This is a genomic window from Kitasatospora sp. NPDC048365 (assembly GCF_043200835.1).
Lineage (GTDB): Bacteria > Actinomycetota > Actinomycetes > Streptomycetales > Streptomycetaceae > Kitasatospora > Kitasatospora terrestris.
In genome coordinates this window covers 16,414-35,313 of record NZ_JBICYJ010000001.1, presented here as the reverse complement: position 1 = coordinate 35,313, position 18,900 = coordinate 16,414, and the positions used below count along the sequence as shown (strand labels likewise).

The following is an 18,900-nucleotide window of genomic DNA, read 5'->3' as shown; positions in this document are numbered from 1 at the left end:
CAACGGAGCCGAAACGGGCAGGCCCGGCGAGGCCGAGATCACAACTGCGTCACAGGTCTTCTGCCCGGAGACGGTGATCCACCAGCCTGTTCCGATGAGCTCCTCCCCCAAGCCCGCCGGTGACCGCGGCCGGCAGATCCTCCTGAAGGTCGGCCTCCTCCTCGCCCTCGGCGTCGTCGTCCGCAACGCCGTCGCCGGCGATTCGGGCGCGCTCGTGGCCGGGCTCGCCGGCGGTCTGGGCGCGCTGCTCTCGCTCCAGCTGTCGATGGTCTGGGTGCTGGTCGGCGGTCGGTTCTCCGGCTTCGCGGTCACCGCGGTGGAGTTCGGCTACGGCCGGCGGCTGCTCTCCACCCGGATCGGCGGGGTGCCGGTCGGCGTCCGGCGGCTGCCCTTCCCCTTCATGTCGGTGGTCTGGGCGCCGATCCGCCGCCCCGGGCTGCGATGGCGGCTGGTGGTCTCCGCGCTGCTGCAGCTGGCCGTGCAGATCGGGACCGGGCTGTGGCTGCTGGACTCCGCCCCCGCCTGGGCCTTCCCGGGGGCCGTGGCGTTCCTGGTGTTCGCGGTGGTCATGCTGGCGACCTTCTCCCTGCCGCTGACCATCGGCTGGGTGCTCTTCCGGATGCCCTTCCTGCCCGCCGAGGCCCTCGCCACGTACGCGCTGCGCCCCGGCGAGGAGCACGCGGCGCGCGCCCTGCGGGACGGCCGGATCGAGGACGCCCGGGCCGCGCTGGAGCGGGTCGCGGACGACGGCGCGCCCGGCTTCCAGAGCCACCTGGTGCACGCCGGCGTCGACCTGGCCGAGGGCCGGTACACCGAGGCCGCCGTCGAGGTGAACCGGGCGCTGGAGGCCAAGCCCCACCCGCGGTACGCGGCCATTGCCGTCGGCCTGCGCACCGCCTCGCTGGTCGGCGCCGCCGAGACCGGGACGCTGCCGGTCACCCAGGCCGTGCCGTGGCTCGGCCAGACCGTCGAGCTGCTGCGCACCTGGAACCCGATGCTGCTGCGGAGCCTGGCCGCCACCGCCGACCTGGCACTGCTGGAGAACCGCCGGGAGGAGGCCCTGAAGCTGGCCGGGAAGGCGGCCGTGCGCACCGTGGACCGGTTCTGGGAGGCCCACGCCGCCTGCAGCCACGCCGCCGCGCTGGCCTCCGTCGGCCGGCCCGAGCAGGCCCGGGCGGAGCTGGACCGGGCCCGCCGGGCGATGCCCGGCCTCGCCCGGATCGCCCTGGTCGAGCGGCGGATCGAGCTGAACGTGATCGAGGTCGACGGCCCGGTGGTGGGCGCGGGCTCGGCTACTTCTTGAAGCCGACGTCCTGGTAGCGCGGGGTGCTGAAGCCGTACGCGCCGGCGCCGGCCACGGTGCTGCGGACGGCGACCAGGTCGGGCCGCTGGTAGAGCGGCACCGAGTGGGCCAGCTGCCAGATCCGGGCGTCCGCCTCCTGCAGCAGGGTGCGCTGGACGGCCGGGTCGAGTTCGGCCGCGGCGCGGGCCAGCAGCTGGTCGAGTTCGGCGCTGCCGGTGCCCGCGTAGTTCAGCCCGGCGACCGGGTGGCCGTCCGGGCCGGGCCGCGGCTTGGTGTACAGCGCCCGCTCGTCGGCGGCCGGGTAGCCGGTCGCCGGCCAGGAGAACAGGGCCAGGTCGAAGTCGCCGGTCGCCAGGTGGTCCTTGACGAAGACGTCCGGCGCGACCGGCTGCGGGCGGACCGTGATGCCGGCGCCGGACAGCTCGGCGGCCAGCGTGTCGGCGGTCCGGCGGGCGGTGGCGGAGCCGTCCGGGAGCAGCAGGGTGAGGACCAGGTCCTTGCCGTCCTTGCTGCGGACGGAGGCGCCGCCGCTCTTCCAGCCGGCCTGGTCGAGCAGCTGGGCGGCGGGCTCGGAGCCGGCCGCGGCGCTGTTGTCGCGGTAGCCGACCTGCCCGTTCATCAGCAGGTGGTTGCCGAGCGGGACGGCCCGCACCCCGAGCGGGGAGAGCGCGGCGTCGGCGACCTGCCCGCGGTCCACGGCGCGGACCACCGCGCGACGCACCGTCTGGTCGGCGAGCGGGCCGCGGGCCGAGTTCAGCGTCAGCTGGGTGAACCCGGCGGCCGCCGCCCGGTGCAGGGTGAGGCCGGGCAGCGCCTCGGCGCGCTTGAGCGCCTGGGCGGACGCCTGGGCGACCGCGGCGGCGTCCGGCGGCGGGGCGGTCCTGGCGGTGCCGGGCGGGGTGGCCCGGTCGATGGCGTCGGTCAGCGCGGCGACGTCGAGCTTCCCCTGGTCGAGGGCGTCGAGCCGGTCGGCGGCCGGGACGGCGAGGAAGTCGATCTGCTCCGCCTTCGCCGCGGCGCCCCACCACTTCGGGTTGCGGACCACGGTCGCCCGGCCCGCCGCGGCGTCGGCCGCCTGCAGGGTGAACGGACCGGCCGAGGGCACCGCGGTCAGCGGACGGTTGAACGCCTCGGGGGTGGCCGTCGCGGCCGCCGGGTAGAGCGGGCTGAACAGCCCCTTCCAGGACGCGTACGGCTGCTTGAAGACCACCCGGACCTCGCGCGGGTCGCTGCCCTGGGCCACCGACTCGATGGCGCCGTAGCCCGCCGGGAGGTCGGCGACGTACGCCGGGTCGGCGCCCGCCAGCGCCTTCCACTGCGCGGTGAAGTCGGCGGCGCCGATCGGGGTGCCGTCGCTCCACGCCGCCCTCGGGTTGAGCCGGTAGGTGACGGTCTGCGGGTTCTGCCCGGGCGGGGTGGACTCGGCGGAGGCGAGGTAGTCCGGGTCGGGGACGGCCCGGGCGCCGGCGTCCAGCCGGAACAGGGTCGGCAGCACGGCGCGGGCCACCAGGCCGGAGTCCTCGGTCGCCCCGGGCTGGAAGACGTTCAGGGTGGCGGGGACGGCGTCCACCGCCCAGCGCAGGGTGCCGCCTTCCCGGACCTCGGACCGGTCGACCGCCGGGACGTCACCGGCCGAGGCGGGCGCGGCGTCGTCCGAGCAGGCGGCCAGCGAACCGGCCAGCAGCAGGGCGACCGCGGGGGCGAGGTACTGGTGGGCGCGCAATCGAGGCCTCCGTCCGGTGGACCAGAGGACCACTGAACGGCACGACGGCAGGACGGGCGCAGGGACACGACGGGGCCCGGCGAGGATGCACCCGCACGGCTGAACCGGTCCTGCCTAAAGTGCCAGTTCGAACCAGACGATCTTGCCCTTGGGGGTGCGGCGGCTGCCCCAGCGTTCGGCGAGCAGGCTGACCAGCTGGAGGCCGCGGCCGCCCTCGTCGGTCTCCTGGGCGCGGCGCTGGCGGGGCTGGGCGTAGCCGTCGTCCCAGACCTCGCAGACCATCGTCCGGTCGCGCAGCAGCCGCAGCCGGATCTCCCCGCGCCCGTGCCGCAGCGCGTTGGTGACCAGCTCGCTGACCAGCAGCTCGGAGGTGTCGACCAGCTCGTCCAGGCCGCGTTCCAGCAGCCACCCGCAGGCGGCCTCGCGGGCCTTGGCGACCGAGGTCGGCTCCGGCGGCAGCTTCCAGTCGCCGACCGAGCCGGACGGCATCGCCTGGACCTTGGCCATCAGCAGGGCGATGTCGTCCTCGCCGTGGTGCGGGTTGAGCTCCTCCAGCACCTGGTCGCAGAGCAGCTCCAGCTCGCTGGAGCCGTTGGTGAGCGCGGTGCGGAAGGCCCGCAGGCCCTCGTCCAGCTGGTGCTTGCGGGACTCGACCAGTCCGTCGGTGTAGAGGCCGAGCACGGCGCCCGCCTCCAGGCCGACGGTGACCTCCTCGAACGGCTCGCCGCCGACGCCGAGCGGGAGGCCCGGCGGGACGTCGATCATGCGGGCGCCCTCGCCGGGGCTGAGCACGACCGGCGGCAGGTGGCCGGCGTTGGCGAAGGTGCAGCGCTGCTTGACCGCGTCGTAGACCGCGTACACGCAGGTCGCCAGGTAGAGCTCCTCGCCGGGCGAGTTGTCCTCGCCGCCGAGGCCGCGGGCGATCTCGTCGAGGGCGGAGAGCACCTCGGCGGGGTCGAGGTCGAGCATGGCGAGGGTGCGCACGGCCGTCCGCAGCTGGCCCATGGCGACGGCGGCGCGCAGGCCGCGGCCCATCACGTCGCCGATCACCAGCGCGGTGCGGGAGCCGGGCAGCGGGATGACGTCGAACCAGTCGCCGCCGACCTCGGTGTTGTTGTTGCTGGGCAGGTAGCGGCGGGCGATCTCCAGGCCGCTGGCGGCCGGGTTGCCCGGGGGCAGCAGGCTGCGCTGGAGGATCAGCGCCCGCTCGTGCTCGCGGCGGTAGAGCCGGGCGTTGTCGATGCAGACGGCGGCGCGGGCGACCAGCTCCTCGGCGATCGCCACCTCGCGGGCGTCGAACGGCTCGCTGCCGATCGCCCGGGAGAGCTGGACCAGGCCGAGCACCCGGTCGCGGGCGACCAGCGGGACGACCAGGGTGGAGCGCAGCAGCGGGTCCGGACCGGGCTGCGGGACGGTGGAGCGGCCGGTGCGCAGGGCCCGGGCGTGCGGGGAGCGCGGCGGGTAGCAGAGGGTGCCGCCGGCCTCGGCGACGCGGACGCCACCGCGTTCGGTGCCGAGCACGGAGGGGGCGTTGCCGACCACGCTGGAGACGGCGACCCGGCGCAGCTCGCCGGTCTCCGGGTTGGCGGAGAGCGGGGCGGTGTCGCCGGAGAGCAGCGCGGTGTACAGGTCGACGGTGGCGACGTCGCAGAACTGCGGGACGATCACGTCGAGCAGTTCCTTGGCGGTGGTCTCCAGGTCGAGGGTGGAGCCGATGTGGCTGGAGGCCTCGTTCAGCAGGGCGAGGTTGCGGCGCACGCCGGCCGCCTCGCGCTCGGCGATGTGCCGGCTGGTGACGTCCTGGACCTGCCCGGCGACGCCGATCGGCCGGCCGGCCGGGCCGTTGAGGCGGTACAGCGAGACGGCCCAGGTGCGGTGGTCGCCGCGGCCGGCGGGCCGGCGCTCGGGGTGATGGGCGGCGCTGAGCCGCAGGTCGAGCACGGGTTCGTCGCCGGCCAGCACCTTGCGCAGGGCGACCTGCAGCCGGTCGGCGTCGCCGGGCTGGAAGACCTGCTCGGCGGTCAGGCCCTGCAGGGCCTCCGGGGCGAGCCCGACGCCAGCGGCGAAGGCGTCGTTGACGCGCTGCAGCCGCAGGTCGAGGTCGAAGAGGAAGAAGCCGGTCGGGGTCTGGCCGAAGACCGCCTCGGAGGCGGCCAGTTCGGTCTCGACGGAGCGCAGCCGGCCCAGGTCCACGGCCAGGCAGGTGGCGGAGCCGGCCTCCTTGGCGGGCATCACGTACACCTCGGCCAGGCCCTCGCCGCCGGTGGAGTCGCGGTACGGGGCGGTGCCGACCCACTCCTCGCCGGCCAGGATCCGCTCCAGCCGGGCCCGGCCGCGCTGCCACAGCTCGCGCGGGACGAAGGTGGTGATCGGGTCGGCGCCGACCGCGTCGGCGGCCGGGACGCCGAAGAACTCCGCGGCCCGGTCGCTCCACTGGGCGATCCGCCCGTCCGGGCCGATCGCGAAGGTGGCGACCCGGATGTAGTCGTAGATCGAGCCGGACTTCGGGTCGTGGCCCCAGCCGGGCGGCGGCGCGACGGGGTACGACGAGGGCGCCGGGTGCGGTGACTGCGCGCCCGGCTGGCCGGGCACGGCGGCGCGGCCGCTGCCACTCGTCGCGTTGCGTGCCGGGATGCTGTTCAACGGACCGACCCCTCCAATATCCGCGCCCATCCGGATGTCGAGAAGACCGAGGTATTCCGTCCGAGTATTCATCATCCGGGCGCGGGCGCACACGTCCCGGACGTCACAACATCGAATCGGGTAGCTGAACGGCACCTTCCTCCAGGGCGAGTTCGAACCAGACGACCTTGCCCATACCCTCCGCGCGGGCCCCCCAGTGCAGGGCGAGCCGGCGCACCAGCTCCAGTCCGCGGCCGCCCTCGTCGCCCTCGGCGGCGTGCCGCTCGCGGGGCGGGTCGGGCAGCGGGTCGGAGATCTCCACCAGCAGCGTGTCGCCGAGGGTGAGCCGCACCCCGATCGGGGCGCTGGCGTACCGGACGGAGTTGGTGACCAGCTCGCTGACCAGCAGCTCGGCGGTGTCGGTCAGCTGTTCGACGTGCCACTCGGTGAGGGTGCCGCGGACCAGCCGGCGGGCCCGGGAGACGGCGGTCGGCTCGGCGGGCAGCGTCCACCCCGCGGTCGGGGTGCCCGCCTGGCCGCGGCCGAGCCGGGCCAGCAGCAGCGCCACGTCGTCCGGCTCGCGGCCCTGCTCCATGGTGTCCAGCACCGCCTCGCAGGCCTGCTGGATCGAGGCGTACGGCTGTTCCAGGACGCTGACCAGCCGGCCCAGGCCCACGTCCAGGTCCTTGTCCCGGGACTCCACCAGGCCGTCGGTGCACAGCGCCAGCAGGCTGCCCTCGGGGATCTCCAGCTCGATCGACTCGAACGGCACCCCGCCGACGCCCAGCGGCGCGCCGGACGGCAGGTCGAGCACCTGGCCGACGCCGCCGGGCAGCGGGCCGCCGGTCCGGGTCGGCTCCTCCCCCGGCGCGGGCCCCGGCACCACCAGGACGGGCGGGATGTGCCCGGCCTTGGTCACGGTCAGCCGTTGCCCGGCCGGGTCGAAGACCGCGTACACGCAGGTGGCGAGCAGCGCCTCGTCCGGGCCCTGGGCGAGGTCGTCGGCCAGCTCGTGGACGTGCCGCAGCAGCACGTCCGGCGGCAGGTCCAGGGCGGCCAGCACCCGGACGGCGGTGCGCAGCCGGCCCATCGTGGCGGCCGCCCGCAGGCCGTGGCCCATCACGTCGCCGACCACCAGGGCGGTGCGCTCGCCCGGCAGCGGGATGACGTCGAACCAGTCGCCGCCGACCTCGGTGCCGCTGGAGCCCGGCACGTACCGGTAGGCGACCTCCACCCCGGCGGGCTGCGGGACCTGCTGCGGCAGCAGGGTGCGCTGCAGGGTCAGCGCGGCGGTCCGCTCCCGGGCGTACAGCCGGGCGTTGTCCAGCGAGCTGCCGGCCCGGTCGGCGAGCTCCACGGTGAACGCCAGGTCGTCCCGGTCGAAGCCCTCCCGGTAGCCCGCCCGGGAGACCACCAGCAGGCCGATCACGATGCCCCGGGCACGCAGCGGGACCACCAGCCGGGAGTGCACGCCCAGCTCGTGCGCGGCCTGCACCTTGGGGTCGCCCGGGTAGGAGACGTCGCTCAGCTCGTCGCTGCCGGAGAGCAGCTCGGGGACGCCGCTGCGCAGCACCCGGCCGAACGCGGAGTCCTCGGCGAAGGTGATCCGGGCGCCGCGCCGCAGCATCACCTCCACCTCCGGGCCGTCCTGGACGGAGGCCACCCCGAGCTGCAGCAGCGAGGTGCGCCGGTCGTGGCCGTGGCGGGGCAGGTCGTCGCCGTGCGCGACGGCCTGGAGCAGGATCACGCCCGCGTAGTCGGCGAGCCGGGGCACCACGGCGCCGGCCAGCTCCTGGGCGATCCGGGAGGCGTCCAGCAGGTCGCCGACCCGGGAGCCGAACTCGTTCAGCAGGGAGAGCCGGCGCCGGGCGTGCTCGACCTTGGCGACCGCCCGGTACCGCTCGGTGACGTCCATGACCGTGCCCGAGATGCCGAGCACCCGGCCCGCGCGGTCGGTCATCCGGCTGTAGGAGATGGAGCGGAAGCCGGAGCGGGCGGTCACCGGGGAGGCCAGCGTCACGTCGATCACCGGCTCACCGGTGGCCAGCACCTGGCGCTGGATCGCGGTGATCTCGTCGGCGGCCCGCTCCGGCAGGGTCTCGCCGGTGGTCCGGCCGACGTGCTCCTCCGGGGCGACGCCGTTCATGTCGGCGAGCGTCCGGTTGACCGCGGTGTAGCGCAGGTCGGTGTCGAGCACCGCGATGCCCAGCGGCGACTGCTCGAACAGCGCGTCGCGGACCGCCAGGTCGCGCTCCACCGCCTGCAGGGTCCCCGCGTCGGCCAGCGCCACCTGCAGGAACGGCGTGCCGTCGCCGTCCACCAGCAGCGACAGCCGGGCCTCCACCGCGATCGGCACCCCGTCCCGGTCGTTCAGCTCGGTGAAGCCGTGCCAGTTGCCCAGCCGCAGGGTCTCCTGGATCGCCGCCCGGACCCGGTCCACCATGCCCGGGTCGTTGATCAGCTCCTCGATCGTCCGGCCGACCAGCACCTCGCTCGGCCAGCCCAGCATGTCCTCCGCCGCCGGGCTCCACAGCACCACCCGGCCCGCGGTGTCCAGGATGATGATCGCGACCTTCACCACGTCCAGCAGGCTGCCGCGGGTGGCCGGAGCGCCGCTCGGGCCGCTGCCGTACGGGAGCGGCGCCGGAGCGCCGGGGAACGGGACGGTCGGGCGGCCGCGCACCGGCAGCACCGGCACCGCGCCGTCCACCGCCCGGGCGCCCTCCGGGCCGGCCTGCGCCTCCGCCGCCGCCCGGGCCGCCGCCCGACGGCGGCGCAGCCGGGCACGGGCCGCCGCACCGCCGAACGCGCCCACGGGGCGGGCTCGGCGCCCCGCGTCACCCGAACTCGACACCTAGCGGGCCTCCGGCCGTCGGACCGCGCACCGCGGCGGGCGCCGCGGGTGCGGGCAGCGCCGCGTGACGCGGTCTCGGATCACCGATGGTGACGAATGCTGCCGAACAGTGACATACCCCGTGGAACGCGGCACTATCCCGGCATATGGGTCGTCTTTGCCCCGCGCGAGGGGCCATCCGGACCAGGGCGCCGCGCCGTCCGGGTCAGCGTGCGCGCAGCAGCTCCGCGACGTGCGGCAGCACCTCGCGGTCGTGCGCCAGCCACTCGACGGACTCCAGCTCGGCGGGGCCCAGCCAGCGCACCTCGGAGTGCTCCAGCAGCGCGCGCGGCTCGCCCTCCAGCAGCTCCGCCGCCCAGATCCGCAGCTCCAGGCCCGGCCGGACCACCCAGCTGCCCGGCAGCTGCCGCAGCGCCCGGGCCCGCACCCCCAACTCCTCGGCCAGCTCGCGCTCCAGCGCCTGCTCCACCGACTCCCCCGGCTCCGCCTTGCCGCCCGGGAACTCCCAGAACCCCGCCACCTCGGCCGGCGTGCTGCGCCGCGCCGCCAGCACCCGGCCGTCGCGGATCAGCGCGCCGCCGACCACGATCCGTACCTCGGCCTCGACCCAGTACAGCTGCTTGTGGCCGCGCGCCTCGAACTCCGCCGCCATCTCCTCGGCCGCCGACCGGCCCAACCCTCCCGCCACCAGGAACCGGTTGCCGTTGTCGTCCTGCCGCATCACCCGAAAACTGGTCTCCACCCCGCCACGGTAGCGATCCCGGCCCGGTGGGGGTCGGGCCGGGCGCGCCAACCTCGGACCCGACCGTACCCACCCATTGCTACCGGCGAGTAACGCCAGACGTCAACGGTGTGTGAACCGCGGTCCGAGCAGGCGCACGACCGGTCAGATCGAGGCCACCGCCCGCACCGACGTGGCCAGCCCGAGCGACCTGCGGACGGCCCGCGCGGCGTCCTGGGTCGCCTTGTCCACGACCTGCGCCGCCTCGATCTCCCGGACCGCCTGCGCCCGGTCGGCCGCGCCGGCTGCCGCCTGCCAGTCGGCCAGCGCCGCCCGGTGCCCGTCGATCAGCGACGCCAGCGAATCCCGTGCGTCGGCGGGGACGTCGAGCCTGGCCAGCGCGTCGACCGTCCGCTGCTCGGCGGCCGCCACGTCCCGGGCCGAGTCGGAGAGTTCGGCGAGCGTGGCCTCGCTCCCGGTGTCCTGCGCCGCGCCGATCGCGGCGTCGTACGGGCGGACCGCCCCCAGGTAGGCCGCCTGCGCCTCGGACAGGGCCGCCCGGTCCGCACGCAGCGAGGAACGGGTGGGAAGCCCCTGGCCGTCGTACACGCAGGCGACGGACCGGTCGGTCTCGATGTCGCGGAACTTGGGGTGGACCGCGATCTCCGAGGTGTTCTGCGGCAGCGCCCACGGATCCGGGCGGTAGTCCAGGAAAGCGGGCTGACAGGCCGCCAGCGACAGCCCGAACAGCTGCGCCCGCGTCCGGATCTCGACCTTGGGCAGCGGAACCTGCGCCACCACCTCACCGCGGTGCGGCTCCTGGCAGGACACGGTCCGCACCTCGGCCGGGTACTCGGTGTCGCCGTCCTGCGGCTGCCAGGTCCCGTCGAGGGTGAAGCAGGATCCGGGCGGGAGCCCGTGGAGCTCCACGAGTCCGCCGCGGGCCGGGCCGGCGGCCGACCCGGAACCGCCCCCGTCGGGCCCGGTGAAGAGCATGCCCCCCAGGATCGCCACCCCCAGCGCGCCGATGCCCGCCGCCTTGGCCAGGTTCGCCGGGCCCAGCACACGCAGCTGGCCCCACAGCCCCGAGCCCCCGCCGGGAGCGACGCCGGCGTGCTCCGCCGACACCCGGTACTGGTCGATGGTCTCGGAGTAGCGGTCCGGGACGTCCAAGGCTCCCCCTGCGAACGGGCCGTCCCTCCCCGGGGCGGCGCATGACCGCGACACTGTGGCAGGCGAACGGTCCCGGCGCAACGCTGTTCCGGACGGGGCAGGCGCGGGCTACGGTGCGGTGCGGAGGGTGCCGGTGTGCAGGGTCATGCCGCTGGAGACGATGCAGTGGACCCTCGCGCCGGCGGCGGACGGGGCGGACGGGGCGGACGGCGGGTAGACCACGGAAGCGGTGAAACCGTCCGGGAGGTCGGAGCCGGCCGGGCGGAACGCGGTGAAGCCCGCGGCGCAGGCGTCCTCGGCCCGGGCGGCGGGGTCGCCCTGGGTGTAGGCGTCCCGGTCGATCCGGGCGACGGCGGCCACCTCGCCGTTGTGCGGCTCGGTGCACGGCACCACCTGCACGGCGTCGGGCATCCGGTCGTCGGCGAGCCAGGCGGGCCGCTGGGCGCCGTCGGGGAAGTAGAAGCAGTCGCCGGCGGCGAGGTCCGCGGAGAGCACCGAGCGGCCCTTGTCGCCGCGGTCGAGGTCCAGGACCTGCACGGCGGTGACCGCGGCACCGAGCCCGGCGAGCACCAGGCCGACCAGCGCCAGCCCCTTGCCGCGCCGCCCCCGCCGGGTCTTCACCAGCGCGGCGATCGCGAAGCCGGCCGCCAGCGGCCACAGGCCGAGCACGCCGGTGGCCACCGAGGCGATGGCGAACCTGGTGATCGTCGGGGGCACGGAGGTCGACACGGGTGTCGCGGCTCTGTCGGACGCGTCTCGCGCGGCGGTCGTCATGGGGTCCCCTCGGACGGGCTCTCGGGTTTCGGTCGCCGGACCCTACCGTCACCGGTGGGCGGCGAACAACCATCGCACCTCTGTGACCTGCAAAAACATCGGCAATTGCGGGCAGATCGGGCACGGGCGGGATGGCAGAATCGGTGACATGGGAAAGACATACGAACGCATCGACGGCCGGCTGCGGGAGTTCATCGATCGTCAGCCCGTCTTCTTCGTCGCCACCGCGCCGCTGGGCGCGGACGGGCACGTCAACCTCTCGCCGAAGGGCCGCTCGGGGACGCTGGTGGTCCTCGACGAACTGACCCTGGCGTACCTGGACTTCGGCGGGTCGACCGCGGAGACCCTGGCGCACCTGCGGGAGAACGGGCGGATCACGCTGATGTGGTGCGCGTTCGACGGTCCGCCGACCGTGGTGCGGGTGCACGGGCAGGGCGAGGCGGTGTTCCGGGACGATCCGCGGTTCGCCGGGCTGCTGGGCCGCTTCGACCCGTCGGCGGACGGCTCGGCGCTGCGCGCGATCGTGCTGGTGCGGGCCGAGCGGGTCAGCGACTCGTGCGGCTTCGCGGTGCCGTTCATGGACTACCGGGGCGACCGCGAGCTGCACGAGCAGTACTTCGACCGCAAGACGGACGAGGAGTTCAACACCTACTGCGAGGGCAAGGAGTACATCGCCACCAGCCTCGACGGCCTGCCGGCGCTGCCACTGCCGCTGCCGCCCCGGCCCGAGCGGACCGAGGCGGCGAACGGGGCCGTCAGCTGACGGTGAACCAGGTGGAGCGGGACTTCTTCCACTCCGGGTGGGTCAGGTCCTTCGCCGCGGTGCCGTCGCTGTACAGGTCGGCCGCACCGTCGTCGGTGATCAGCTGGGCGCGGGCGCCCGGCACGGTCAGGTCCGGCACGTCCACCACGGTCTCCCAGGCGCCGGCGTCGGCGGTGGGCAGGTCGCGGACCTTGACCGGGGCGTCGCCCGGCTGACCGGTCCAGCGGTAGAGCGCGTACGGGTCGGAGTTGTCGTCCGCGGCCCAGGAGCCGGCCACGATCAGGTACTGGTCGGCCGCGTTCTTGCGGATGTCGCGGATCGACAGGCCACCGAGGTCGAGGGTGATCGGGGTGCCGAAGGTGGCGTGCACCGAGCCGCCCGGCAGCTTGTCGAAGTTGGTGACCGGCACGATCAGCGCCTTGCCGCCGGCCTGGGCCGGGGTGAGCGGGGCACGGAAGCCCACGTACACGGTCGAGGTCGAGCCCGGGGCGAACTCCATGCCCTCGACGTTGAAGCCGTTGATCTGCTTCGGCACCTGGCCGGACGCGGCGCCCGCCGCGAAGCCGAAGCGGTTGCCGTTGGCCTGGTCCCAGGAGATCAGGTCGGCGCGCAGGCCCTTGTACGAGCCGCCCAGGGTCAGCTGGGTGGCGGCGCCCGAGCCGGTCACCGTGGTGGTGAACAGGGTGGTGCGGTTCGGCTTGAGGCTGCCGTCCTTGCCGTTGCCGAGCGAGCCCGTCCAGTAGACGGTGTTGCCGACCCGGGTGGCGGCCTCCAGGTCGATCTCGGAGGAGACGCCGAGCGCCGAGGAGAAGTCCCAGGTGCGCACCGGGGCACCGGAGTTGTTGCGGTCGTACAGGCGCAGCACGTTGGACTCGTCGTCCGCGACCACGATGTAGCCGCCGCCGGCGTCGACCGCCGCGGAGGCGTCCGAGGAGCCGGTGAGGTAGCGGGCGTCGGCCGCGTACTGGACGGCGGCCGAGGCGGCGTAGTGCAGGGTCTTGGACGCGGTCTTGCCGCCCAGGCCGGTGACCTTGACGGTCAGGTCGGTGTAGCCGACCCCGCGGGCGGCGACCTGCAGGGTGCGGGCCGATCCGGTGCCGGTGACGGTCACGTCGCCGGTCTGCGCCACCGAGGACTTGGTGGTGGCGGTGGCCGCCACGGTCAGCGCCGAGACGTCGGCGCCGCTCTGCGCGACCGTCACGGTGACGGTCGGGTCGCCGGTCGCGCCCACCGCGCCGGAGAGGTAGCTCGCGGAGAGCGAGATGGTCGGCGTTCCGTAGGTCACCGCCGAGGCGGGCAGGCCGAGGGCGGGGACGGTGGCGAGCGCGACAGCGGTCGCGACCAGGCCGAGCGTACGGGTGCGGGACACCGGTGAGCCCTTCTGAGAGGTGCTGTGTGCGGGGGTTCTGCTGCTTGTCGATCACCTGGGTGCGCAGGTCCGGATCAGGTTGGAGGTGTCCGGCGAACGCCGTTCGTACGGCGCCGGGCGGTTCGGCGAACAGCAGCCGCCCTACCGTGCGGTCGGGAGCGCCGGCCGGCGGACGTACGGTGAGGGCAGACCAGCCGAAGGAGTCCGCCGTGCCACGTCCGTACGTCCTGCTGAGCGCCGCCGTGTCGGTCGACGGCTACCTCGACGACGCCTCCCCCGAGCGGCTGCTGCTGTCCGGCACCGAGGACTTCGACCGGGTCGACGAGCTGCGCGCCGGCAGCGACGCGATCCTGGTCGGCGGCAACACGCTGCGCCGGGACAACCCCCGACTGCTGGTCAACTCCGAGGCCCGGCGCGCCGAGCGGGTCGCCGCCGGCCTCCCCGCGTACCCGCTGAAGGTGACCCTCAGCGCGAGCGGCGACCTGCCGGCCGGCCTGAACTTCTGGCACACCGGCGGGGCGAAGGTCGCGTACACCACCGACGCCGCCGCGCCCCGGCTCGGCGCCGAACTGGCCGGACTGGCGGACGTCGTCGGGGTCGGGCCGCGGGTCGGGCTCGGCGCGGTGCTGGACGACCTCGGGGCGCGCGGGGTGCGACGGTTGATGGTCGAGGGCGGCGGCAGCGTCCACACCCAGTTCCTCGCCGAAGGGCTCGCGGACGAGCTGCAGCTGGCCGTCGCGCCGCTGCTGGTCGGCCAGGCCGACGCGCCGCGCTTCCTCGGCGCCGCCGACTACCCCGGCGGCCCGCGGCACCGGATGCGGCTGCTGGGGGCACGTACGGTGGGGGACGTCGTGCTGTTGCGCTACGCCCCGAAGGAGTCCGACGCGTGAGTGGTGACCCGGTGAACGGTGGCCCGGTCAGTGGTGACCTGGCCTTTCTTGCCCGGGCGGTCGAGCTGTCCCGGCTCTGCCCGCCGTCCGAGAGCGCGTTCTCGGTGGGCGCGGTGATCGTCGGCGCGGACGGCGAGGTGCTCAGCGAGGGCTACAGCCGGGAGCTGGACGCGCACAACCACGCCGAGGAGGCCGCCCTCGCCAAGCTGCCGGACGGCGATCCGCGCCTGCGCGGCGCCACCGTCTACTCCACGCTGGAGCCGTGCGGGGAGCGCAAGTCGCGGCCCCGGCCGTGCGCCCGGCTGATCATCGCGGCCGGGATCCCCCGGGTGGTGGTGGCCTGGCGGGAGCCGGCCCTGTTCGTCGCCGCCTGCCAGGGGACGGAGCTGCTGGAGGCGGCCGGCATCGAGGTGGTCGAGCTGCCGGAGCTGGCGGACGCCGCCCGGGCGGTCAACGCCCATCTGCTCGGCGGATGATTTTGTATTATGGGGAAACAAAGCCCTCGACGCCCCTGGAGGACTCCCCGATGACCACCGCCGCCCTGACCGTCCGCGCCCTGCTCCTCGACATGGACGGAACCCTGGTCAACTCCGACGCCGTCGTCGAGCGGGTCTGGCGCCGCTGGGCCGCCCGGCACGGCCTCGACGCCGACACCGTGCTGCACGTCGCCCACGGCCGCCAGGGCCACCTCACCATGGCCGAGCTGCTCCCCGACCGGCCCGTCGAGGAGAACCTCGCCGAGAACCGCCAGATGCTCGCCGAGGAGACCGCGGACCTGCTGGGCGTGGTGGAGGTGCCCGGCGCGGCCGCCCTGCTCGCCCAGCTGGACGGCCTGCCGCACGCGCTCGTCACCTCGGCCGACGAACCGCTCGCCCGGGCCCGGATGGGCGCGGCGGGGCTCGGCCTGCCGCCGCTGCTGGTCACCGCCGAACGGGTCGGCGCCAGCAAGCCCGACCCGGAGGGCTTCCTGAAGGCCGCCGCCGAGCTGGGCTTCGAGCCCGCCGACTGCCTGGTCCTGGAGGACTCCGAGGCCGGCATCGCGGCCGGCCGGGCCGCCGGCATGCCGGTCCTCGGCATCGGCCCGCGCGCCGGCGCGCAGCGGCCCACCGTGCACGTTCCCGATCTGCTGGGGGTCACCGTCACGGCGGGCGCCGAGGGAATCCTCACGGTCAAGGTGCGGTAAACGGCGTCCCTTTGTCCGGTCGAGCCGAAGATCCGGCCCTTGGCCGGTTGTCCGCCGGCCGACCGTGTCCGGCTATCCGGCTTCGGTGATGCACATCGGATGTCCGGCGGGATCCAGCAGGACCTTCCAGTCCTCCCCGCCGGGCTGGTCGTCCGGAAGGCTCGCGCCGGCCGCGACCAGCGCCGGAATCCCGGTCGCGAAGTCGGGGACCGTGAAGTCCAGGTGGGCCCGCGGATTGCCGCCCGGCCACTGGGGACGCAGGTAGCCGCCGATCCGCTGGAAGCCGATCCGGGTGGCGCCCTCGCCGATGAACACGAAGGTCTCGCTGCGGTAGCCGACCTCCCAACCCGTGATCTTCCGGTAGAACTCGGCGAGTTCGTCCGGGTCGGCGCAGTCGAGGACGACGGCATGCAGGGCGGCGATCGGCGACATGCCGGCCACTCTAGGGGCGAGTCCCGCGGCACGCGACACCCGCGAAACCCGTTCGCTGACGACCGGGGTTACTGACATATGATCACTTCGATCGTCTGTTCAGTTTTCTCGGGGGGAATTCTCGTGAACATCCGCCGTTCGTTGGCCGCTGCCGTTTTCGTCGCGGCCGTCGCCGCACCCACCGCCTTCGGCGCCGCTCCCGCCCTCGCCGAGGAGCTCCCCACCGGCCAGTCGCAGCCGGACACCGCACCCGCCACCGGCCAGGCCGACGACGAGGCCGCCAAGAAGGACGCGGAGAACCGCGCGAAGATCGAGCAGATCAAGGCCGACCCGAAGAGCGGCCCCATCGTCCGCGAGGCGGCCGAGAAGGCTCTGGCCGGCACCCCGGCCGACCGGCAGCGCTTCCTCGACGACGGCTGGGCCAAGGCGCGGCTCACCGACGACCGGCTCCGGGTCGTCCAGATCATGTCCACCGGCGGTAAGGCCGTCCGGGCGGCCGCCAACGTCGCGCTCAACGACGACAGCCCGGCGGCGATCACCAAGTTCCTCGAGGTCGACCAGTTCAAGGCCCGCGCCGAGGACAACCGGGTCGCCGTCCTGACCGCGATGAGCGGCCCGTACGCGTCCGACTACCTGCGCGAGGCGGCGAGCAAGGCACTCGACGGCGACGCCGCCACCGTCGAGCACTTCCTCACCGTCGAGCTGCCCAAGATCCAGCTCGACGACCTCCGGGTCTGGGTGGCGCGGGCCGCCGGCGACCCGAAGAACAGCCCGCGGGTCCGCGAGGCCGCCGAGAAGGCGCTCAAGGCCGGAGACGCGGCGATCCGGCACTTCCTCGACGTCGAGCTGCCCAGCATCAAGGCGAGCGACAACCGGGTGAAGGTCTCGCAGATCATGGCCGAGCCCGGCATCGGCCGGATCCTCGCCGAGGCCTGCCAGAAGGCGCTGGACGGCGACGACGCGGCCGTCACCGACTTCCTCGCCAAGCTGCCGTCGATCCGCCGGTCCGACGACCAGCTCCGGATCTCGCAGCTCGCCGAGAGCGGCGGCCCCGCGGTGAAGAAGGCCGCGCTCGCCGCCCTCGGCACCGGCAGCGCCGAGGCGTACCGCGCCTTCCTGACCACCGGCCTCGCCGAGGCCCAGGCCCAGGACAAGGCCGCCACCGCCAACCAGCAGACCGGCACCACCACCGGCGGCACCACCGTCACCCCGGCGTCCGACACCACCACCAACACCACCGCCACCACCCAGAACACCGGCGGCGGCACCACCACCGCCGACCGCCTGGCCTCCACCGGCACCGAGACGCCGTTCGGCGCCCTCACCGCCGCCGGCGGCGCGGCCGTCCTCCTCGGCGCCGGCGCCCTGGTCGCCACCCGCCGCCGCACCCAGGCGTAACCGCACCGACCACCGACAGAGGCCGGCCCCCGGGGGAAACCCTGGTGCCGGCCTCTTCGCGTGCTGCCGGTACGTCAGACGTTGAAGCGGAACTCCACGACGTCGCCGTCCTGCATGATGTATTCCTTGCCCTCGATGCGGGCCTTGCCCTTGGAGCGGGCCTCGGCGATCGAGCCGGTCTCGACCAGGTCGGCGAAGGAGATGACCTCGGCCTTGATGAAGCCCTTCTGGAAGTCGGTGTGGATCACACCGGCGGCCTCGGGGGCGGTGGCGCCCTTCTTGATGGTCCAGGCGCGGGTTTCCTTGGGACCGGCGGTCAGGTAGGTCTGCAGGCCGAGGGTGTCGAAGCCGACCCGGGCGAGGGTGGCGAGGCCGGGCTCCTCCTGGCCCATGGACTGGAGGAGTTCGAGGGCCTCGGCGTCGTCCAGCTCGATCAGCTCGGACTCGATCTTGGCGTTGAGGAAGATCGCCTCGGCGGGGGCGACCAGCGCGCGCTGGGCGTTCTTGAAGTCCTCGTCGGCCAGCTCGTCCTCGTCCACGTTGAAGACGTAGAGGAAGGGCTTGGTGGTGAGCAGGTGCAGCTCACGGATCGAGGAGGCGTCGAAGCCGGCCTCGAAGAGGGTCTTGCCGGTCTCCAGGATCGCCTGGGCCTCCTTGGCGGCGGCCAGCACGGCGGCGGTGTCCTTCTTGAGCCGGGCCTCCTTCTCCAGGCGCGGCAGGGCCTTCTCGACCGACTGGAGGTCGGCGAGGATCAGCTCGGTGTGGATGGTCTCGATGTCGTCCTTGGGCGAGACCTTGCCGTCGACGTGGACCACGTCGGGGTCGGTGAAGGCGCGGACGACCTGGCAGATCGCGTCCGACTCGCGGATGTTGGCGAGGAACTTGTTGCCCAGGCCCTCGCCCTCGCTGGCGCCACGGACGATGCCCGCGATGTCGACGAAGTCGACGGTGGCGGGCAGGACCCGCTGCGAGCCGAAGATCCCGGCGAGGGCGGCCAGGCGCTCGTCCGGGACGCCGACCACGCCGACGTTGGGCTCGATGGTGGCGAACGGGTAGTTGGCCGCCAGCACGTCGTTCTTGGTCAGGGCGTTGAACAGGGTCGACTTGCCGACGTTCGGCAGGCCGACGATTCCGATCGAGAGCGACATGAAGCGATGTCCCGTGGCTTGGAGGGCGTGGAGCGGCGCGGGGTTGCGGGCCGATCCCCCAGTCTACGGGGCGCGCTCAGGCGGACCGGTCGGGCTCCAGGAACTCCAGGCGGTTGCCGAACGGGTCGGCGGAGTGGAAGCGGCGGAAGCCGGGGAAGTTCTCGTCCCAGCCGACCGGGTGGCCGGCGGCGGCCAGGCGCTCGGCGAGCGCGTCGAGGCCGGTGACCAGGATGCCGGGGTGGGCCTTGGGCGAGGGCGTGTGCCCGGCGACCACGCCGAGGTGCACCTCGTACCCGCCGCCGCGGAACCAGCAGCCGCCGCGGGCGGCCAGCACGGGCGGCTTCGCCAGCTCGGTCATGCCGAGCAGGCCGCCCCAGAACGCCCGGCAGCGCTCCTCGGCGCCGGGCGGCACGTCCAGCTGGACGTGGTGCAGCCGATCGAACGAGAACCCGGTCGTCCCGGTCATACCGTCCACCCCCCTGATGATCGTTCCAACCGAACGTTACTCCGTACGCGGACACGGAAGAACCCATTCGCGCCCATTACA

Annotated in this window: 14 protein-coding genes and 1 pseudogene; 5 read left to right on the top strand and 10 right to left on the bottom strand. The window is 74.3% G+C overall.

What is annotated here, in order from left to right:
• Window positions 1-94: 94 nt before the first annotated feature.
• Complete coding sequence (locus ACGFX4_RS00160) at window positions 95-1,303, top strand: hypothetical protein (protein ID WP_393068877.1); 1,209 nt, start codon at window positions 95-97, stop codon at window positions 1,301-1,303.
• Here the strand turns inward: ACGFX4_RS00160 and ACGFX4_RS00155 are convergent.
• The 6 genes from ACGFX4_RS00155 to ACGFX4_RS00130 all read right to left on the bottom strand — a co-directional run bounded on the left by ACGFX4_RS00155 (window position 1,293) and on the right by ACGFX4_RS00130 (window position 11,125).
• Window positions 1,293-3,026: an ABC transporter family substrate-binding protein gene (locus ACGFX4_RS00155; protein WP_393068875.1), complete on the bottom strand. Its 1,734-nt coding sequence runs from the start codon at window positions 3,024-3,026 to the stop codon at window positions 1,293-1,295. The two genes, ACGFX4_RS00160 and ACGFX4_RS00155, sit on opposite strands and share 11 nt — an antisense overlap.
• Before the next feature lie 114 nt (window positions 3,027-3,140).
• Window positions 3,141-5,699 (bottom strand): SpoIIE family protein phosphatase, encoded by a 2,559-nt coding sequence (locus ACGFX4_RS00150; RefSeq protein WP_393068873.1) that lies wholly within the window; start codon window positions 5,697-5,699, stop codon window positions 3,141-3,143.
• A 73-nt stretch (window positions 5,700-5,772) separates the two neighbouring features.
• Window positions 5,773-8,463 carry a SpoIIE family protein phosphatase gene (locus ACGFX4_RS00145; RefSeq protein ID WP_393068872.1) on the bottom strand — a complete coding sequence of 897 codons (2,691 nt, stop codon included), beginning with the start codon at window positions 8,461-8,463 and terminating at the stop codon, window positions 5,773-5,775.
• Window positions 8,464-8,707: 244 nt separating this feature from the next.
• Window positions 8,708-9,244, bottom strand: a complete 537-nt coding sequence (locus tag ACGFX4_RS00140) for a (deoxy)nucleoside triphosphate pyrophosphohydrolase (RefSeq protein WP_393068870.1) — start codon at window positions 9,242-9,244, stop codon at window positions 8,708-8,710.
• Window positions 9,245-9,388: 144 nt separating this feature from the next.
• Window positions 9,389-10,396, bottom strand: coding sequence for a hypothetical protein (locus ACGFX4_RS00135; RefSeq protein WP_393068868.1), 1,008 nt, complete (start codon window positions 10,394-10,396; stop codon window positions 9,389-9,391).
• A gap of 108 nt (window positions 10,397-10,504) precedes the next feature.
• On the bottom strand, window positions 10,505-11,125 hold the full coding sequence (locus ACGFX4_RS00130; RefSeq protein WP_393068866.1) for a DUF4190 domain-containing protein: 621 nt from the start codon (window positions 11,123-11,125) through the stop codon (window positions 10,505-10,507).
• A 193-nt stretch (window positions 11,126-11,318) separates the two neighbouring features.
• Here ACGFX4_RS00130 and ACGFX4_RS00125 point away from each other — a divergent pair, with 193 nt between their 5' ends.
• Window positions 11,319-11,933, top strand: a complete 615-nt coding sequence (locus ACGFX4_RS00125) for a pyridoxamine 5'-phosphate oxidase family protein (RefSeq protein WP_393068864.1) — start codon at window positions 11,319-11,321, stop codon at window positions 11,931-11,933.
• Here the strand turns inward: ACGFX4_RS00125 and ACGFX4_RS00120 are convergent.
• Window positions 11,926-13,278 (bottom strand): DUF3616 domain-containing protein, encoded by a 1,353-nt coding sequence (locus ACGFX4_RS00120; protein WP_393069311.1) that lies wholly within the window; start codon window positions 13,276-13,278, stop codon window positions 11,926-11,928. The genes ACGFX4_RS00125 and ACGFX4_RS00120 overlap by 8 nt on opposite strands.
• 233 nt (window positions 13,279-13,511) lie before the next feature.
• Between ACGFX4_RS00120 and ACGFX4_RS00115 the strand changes: the two are divergent.
• Window positions 13,512-14,668, top strand: a pseudogene (locus ACGFX4_RS00115) (dihydrofolate reductase family protein).
• Between the two features lie 50 nt (window positions 14,669-14,718).
• Window positions 14,719-15,375: an HAD-IA family hydrolase gene (locus ACGFX4_RS00110; protein WP_393068862.1), complete on the top strand. Its 657-nt coding sequence runs from the start codon at window positions 14,719-14,721 to the stop codon at window positions 15,373-15,375.
• Between the two features lie 72 nt (window positions 15,376-15,447).
• On the opposite strand, the gene ACGFX4_RS00105 is transcribed toward ACGFX4_RS00110, so the two are convergent.
• Window positions 15,448-15,807: a VOC family protein gene (locus tag ACGFX4_RS00105; RefSeq protein WP_393068860.1), complete on the bottom strand. Its 360-nt coding sequence runs from the start codon at window positions 15,805-15,807 to the stop codon at window positions 15,448-15,450.
• Between the two features lie 141 nt (window positions 15,808-15,948).
• Here ACGFX4_RS00105 and ACGFX4_RS00100 point away from each other — a divergent pair, with 141 nt between their 5' ends.
• The gene (locus ACGFX4_RS00100) at window positions 15,949-17,205 is read left to right on the top strand and encodes an ALF repeat-containing protein (protein WP_393068858.1); all 1,257 of its coding nucleotides are present in this window, start codon (window positions 15,949-15,951) and stop codon (window positions 17,203-17,205) included.
• 74 nt (window positions 17,206-17,279) lie between these two features.
• Here the strand turns inward: ACGFX4_RS00100 and ychF are convergent, their stop codons facing one another.
• Together ychF and ACGFX4_RS00090 are read right to left on the bottom strand one after the other, a co-directional pair.
• Window positions 17,280-18,353 carry a redox-regulated ATPase YchF gene (ychF, locus tag ACGFX4_RS00095; protein WP_393068856.1) on the bottom strand — a complete coding sequence of 358 codons (1,074 nt, stop codon included), beginning with the start codon at window positions 18,351-18,353 and terminating at the stop codon, window positions 17,280-17,282.
• Window positions 18,354-18,429: 76 nt separating this feature from the next.
• Window positions 18,430-18,819, bottom strand: a complete 390-nt coding sequence (locus ACGFX4_RS00090) for a glyoxalase (RefSeq protein ID WP_393068854.1) — start codon at window positions 18,817-18,819, stop codon at window positions 18,430-18,432.
• Window positions 18,820-18,900 lie beyond the last annotated feature (81 nt).